We start from the raw sequence: 3,716 nt of genomic DNA, 5'->3' as shown, positions 1-3,716 counted from the left end.
ATCGAACTGGCCGTTCAGAGCCACTACCGCTTTGACGACACGATCTATCAGGCACTGGCGGTGATGATCTTCAACGGCAGGACATACACCAGCGTCACCAGAACCGATGGTCCGGCCTGGAATCCGACCTATACCCGTGTGACGGTGGACCGGGCTGCCGTACTTGAGGCGCTGGACTATCTCGCCCGCGATGTCGAACGGGCCAAAGCGGCTCTGACCGCTGGCCCTGTCGGCGACCGGGCACAGGCCCCGGCGGTGCCGAGCAAGCCGTCTTGTGCCGCCGATCCGCTGGCTGAACGGGCGATGGTCTATGCCACGCGCCATCTTGCCGAAGAATTGCTCCATCGACTGTCCGACGTCGAATTCTACCAGGATGAGGCTGGCCGGGACAATCGGGCGGAGCGGGTTACGGAGACCGTCCGTGATCTTCTCGACATCGCCGCCCGGATCGAGCGTTTCGTCGTCGCCGATTGCCTGCGCGTGGCCGCGATCGGCCATCGCCACGCCGCCTTCCTGGATCAGGCGCTCGCCCTTGTCACGGAAGCCGAGACGGCGGAACGCAACGAAGCGGCTGTCACCAAGGGGCGGAAGAAGGGTCGGCCTGCCCGGCACAGCCCGGCCAAGGCCTTGCTGCGGAGGGCTGCGGAATGACCACCACAACCCGCACCCGACTGCCGCACCGCCGCCCGGTGGTGACCGAGAAGATCGACGCCTTCGGCAAGGCCCTGTTCATTTCGGCGGGACTCGATCCCGCCACCGGCCAGGTCAAGGAAGTGTTCTTCGCCGGCGGCAAGGAAGGCTCGGCCATGGATGCCATCATGGCCGATGTCGGCGTGGTGATCTCGGTCGCCCTGCAACATGGCGTGCCCGCCGAGGCCCTGGCCCGCTCGATCGCCCGCATCCCGCTGTCGCCGTTGCGACCCGAAGACCTGGACGGCCGCCCGGTTGCCACCGTCCCGGCCTCTCCGGTCGGGGCGACTCTCGACTGGATCATGTCAGTGGGGGAGCGATGAGCGCCGCTGTTCCAGCGGTCGAGGCGCTGGCGGCAATGCGGGCCCTGCGCCTCGATCTGCGCCAGCGCCGGATCGCGGCCGGGATCAGTCAGGCCGAACTGGCCCGGCGGTTGGGGATCAGCCGGGAAACACTGGTCCGGCGCGAAAGCAATGCCGTGCTCGATATCCGACTGGTCGATGTCCTGCTCTGGGTCGCGGCCCTGGGCGGGGAAGCCGGTGTGACGTGGCACGTCACATCGGCCGAAGGCTAACCACCAAAACGGAGGGAACGACATGAAGACGATCCGAATTCCCATGATTTTGGCGGCGGCATTGAGCTTGGGAACCGTGGCGGGGTGTACACCGCCGCTCACTGTCGAGGTGGAGCCGGGCCAACTTTCCCCGACCGATACCGCCGAGCCCATCGCCCAGGACACCACCATTTTCACCGTCATCGAACATATCGACGACGACAGATTGACCTTGCGCATGCTGCACTCGGTCATGAGCGCGCATGCGGACACCATTCTGTTCGTTGGCGACGAAATCCATGTCACGCTGGAACCGCCTCTCCCCAAAAACAGCCGCCGGGGCGGCTGCGCCACTGCAATCCTCGGCCGCCAGGGTCAGGGGATGGGAAGGATCGTCCCCGGTACCGACAGCGGCAGGCATCCCGCCTGCCTTGCCCGGCTACAGGATTTCAGGGGAGCCGAAGGCCTCCCGATCCACGACATTCATCTCAACCAGGTGGCACGGGTCATGTTGACCGGCGATCTCGTTTTTGACGGACAAGGCGTGACAGCCCAAATAAGACGCTGTGATGAATTTCAGGCGTGGAGTGCAGATTTTCTGAAAAAGACGTGGCAGCCGTCCAAGCCTATCGATGGACAAACCCGCAATACTTGCGAGTTCGATGGTGATCCCCGACCGATGGAACAGAGGGCTTGCCGGTCAGGCAACACGCCGGGGGCTCACTGGGGCTTCACCGATTCATCGGGACGGTGGGTCCAGGTCAGCGCCTGCGTCCCAGCGATGACGGCGGAATAAGAGGCGTTCCCAAATTGGGAATTATGGTTGTTCCCATATTGGGAATTTGATAAGGTCTTTCCATGCAAATCATCGCCCTCCGCACCCTTCGCCAATTCTGGGAGAAGCACCCGCAGGCCGAAACACCGATCCGGTTGTGGTACTCCTCGGTTAGCAAGGCATCGTGGACGGGACCCGCCGACATCAAAACACAGTTTGGGACGTCGGTGGATTTCGTGGGTGATAACCGGGTTATTTTTGACATTGGCGGTAATAAATTCCGCCTGATCGTACATGTGTCATACCCATTCAAGCGTCTTTTGGTGAAGTTCATCGGCACTCATGCTGAATATGACAAGATCGACGCGGAGACATTATGATGGACATTCGCCCCCTGCGTAGCGAAGCGGACTACGAAAAAGCTCTGACCGAGATTGAGCGCTTCTTTGAAAATGAGCCGGAGCCTGGAACGCCGGAAGCCGATCAGTTCGATCTTCTGGCCCTGGTGATCTCTGATTATGAGGCCAAGAATTGGCCGATTGATCCCCCCGATCCGGTGGACGCCATTAAATATCGGATGGAGCAGAAGGGGTATAGCCAGCGGGACCTTGGCATCCTCTTCGGATCGCAGTCGCGGGCATCTGAGATTTTGTCCCGCAAGCGGTCGTTAACCATGCAAATGGCCTGGAAGCTCAACCGGGAATGGGGGGTTCCCGCCGAAAGCCTCATCTTCCCAAGCGGCGGCGGAAAATAAGGGCGCGAACTCTCCTCCGCCGTTCGGATTGGTGGCGAATGGCGACATTGGGCCGGGAGCGGCCCGCCCCCTATCGGCTGCACGGTGGCGACGATAAGAAGAAAAACCCTGGTTAAATCAACTAGAATTCGCTGAAATGAGCGCGGAAAGTCCTAATTACCGCTCTCAGGCCCATGATCAGGCGTAGTCAAACCAATCCCCTTCGCCATGGCGCCTCATTTCGACTAGGAGTTCATTAAACTGGTTAACTACGTTCTTGTGGAGCGCCGGGTCTGCGATAACCTCCATGTCCGCCATTTTCAGATCGAGTGCGCGAAGCAGCAATAGCTTGTCATAGTAGTTTAAGGCCCCGATAGCAGCGAGTTCTGCTTCGGCTTGGCTCCAATGTCCCAACCTAATTTCCGCTCTTGCACGCAAGCTATGGGCGCCTGCGTCTAGTCCAACAGCGATGGCAAGCTTACATGTATCTTCAAGCGACGAAAAGTCACCCTTCTCAATCTTGATTGCAGTTTCCAAAAGCCTAAGGTTTACGCGATTTGCCTTCGGCTTTGTCTTTGCAGATTCAATTGCAGCCAGAGCAGGATCGAATTTTCCCTCTTTCATCAAGCGGGCAGCCGTTAGCGCGTCATATTCGCCGGTTTCGTCATCAAGCGTACTTAAGGCCAGAACGAGTTCGTTCGCCTTAGCATGTTCGCCCACAGCTCTTAGACAACGAACTTTCTGTGCTAGCAATCCTGTATCTCGATGGACACGATGATCTCCGACGCGCTTAAACACATCTAAGCTTCGTTTCGGCTGGCCATTCTCCATGTAAATTTTTGCCAGAAGCCGTGCAGTCCTTTTCAAGAATGATTTTGCTTTTAAAGCCTGCTCTAACCATTCAATGGCAGTGTTTCGATCGTGTTTCTGATGGTAGTGGTAACTACCCATAAGATATGCGACTG

General features: G+C 58.8%; 7 protein-coding genes. 6 read left to right on the top strand and 1 reads right to left on the bottom strand.

Going from position 1 to position 3,716, the window contains the following annotated elements; genetic code table 11:
* From K678_RS19240 to K678_RS17065, 6 genes are all read left to right on the top strand, one after another.
* Positions 1-651 (top strand): hypothetical protein (locus tag K678_RS19240; RefSeq protein ID WP_021133734.1); only part of this gene is annotated, 651 nt, incomplete at its 5' end.
* Positions 648-1,013 carry a TSCPD domain-containing protein gene (locus K678_RS19235; RefSeq protein WP_021133733.1) on the top strand — a complete coding sequence of 122 codons (366 nt, stop codon included), beginning with the start codon at positions 648-650 and terminating at the stop codon, positions 1,011-1,013. The genes K678_RS19240 and K678_RS19235, both read left to right, overlap by 4 nt.
* Positions 1,010-1,264: a helix-turn-helix transcriptional regulator gene (locus tag K678_RS19230; RefSeq protein ID WP_021133732.1), complete on the top strand. Its 255-nt coding sequence runs from the start codon at positions 1,010-1,012 to the stop codon at positions 1,262-1,264. The genes K678_RS19235 and K678_RS19230 overlap by 4 nt, the downstream gene beginning before the upstream one ends.
* A gap of 22 nt (positions 1,265-1,286) precedes the next feature.
* Positions 1,287-2,039 carry a hypothetical protein gene (locus tag K678_RS17075; RefSeq protein WP_021133731.1) on the top strand — a complete coding sequence of 251 codons (753 nt, stop codon included), beginning with the start codon at positions 1,287-1,289 and terminating at the stop codon, positions 2,037-2,039.
* Positions 2,040-2,101: 62 nt separating this feature from the next.
* Positions 2,102-2,398 (top strand): type II toxin-antitoxin system HigB family toxin, encoded by a 297-nt coding sequence (locus K678_RS17070; protein ID WP_021133730.1) that lies wholly within the window; start codon positions 2,102-2,104, stop codon positions 2,396-2,398.
* Positions 2,395-2,772, top strand: coding sequence for a helix-turn-helix domain-containing protein (locus K678_RS17065; RefSeq protein ID WP_081673320.1), 378 nt, complete (start codon positions 2,395-2,397; stop codon positions 2,770-2,772). The genes K678_RS17070 and K678_RS17065 overlap by 4 nt, the downstream gene beginning before the upstream one ends.
* Positions 2,773-2,949: 177 nt before the next feature.
* On the opposite strand, the gene K678_RS19225 is transcribed toward K678_RS17065, so the two are convergent.
* Positions 2,950-3,716, bottom strand: a 767-nt coding sequence (locus K678_RS19225) for a tetratricopeptide repeat protein (protein ID WP_196802612.1), incomplete at its 5' end; no start/stop codon positions are given.

The sequence above is a fragment of the Magnetospirillum fulvum MGU-K5 genome (assembly GCF_000442515.1).
Taxonomy (GTDB): domain Bacteria; phylum Pseudomonadota; class Alphaproteobacteria; order Rhodospirillales; family Magnetospirillaceae; genus Phaeospirillum; species Phaeospirillum fulvum_B.
The sequence above is the reverse complement of the archived record's forward strand: the minus strand, read 5'-3'. Positions and strand labels throughout refer to the sequence as shown.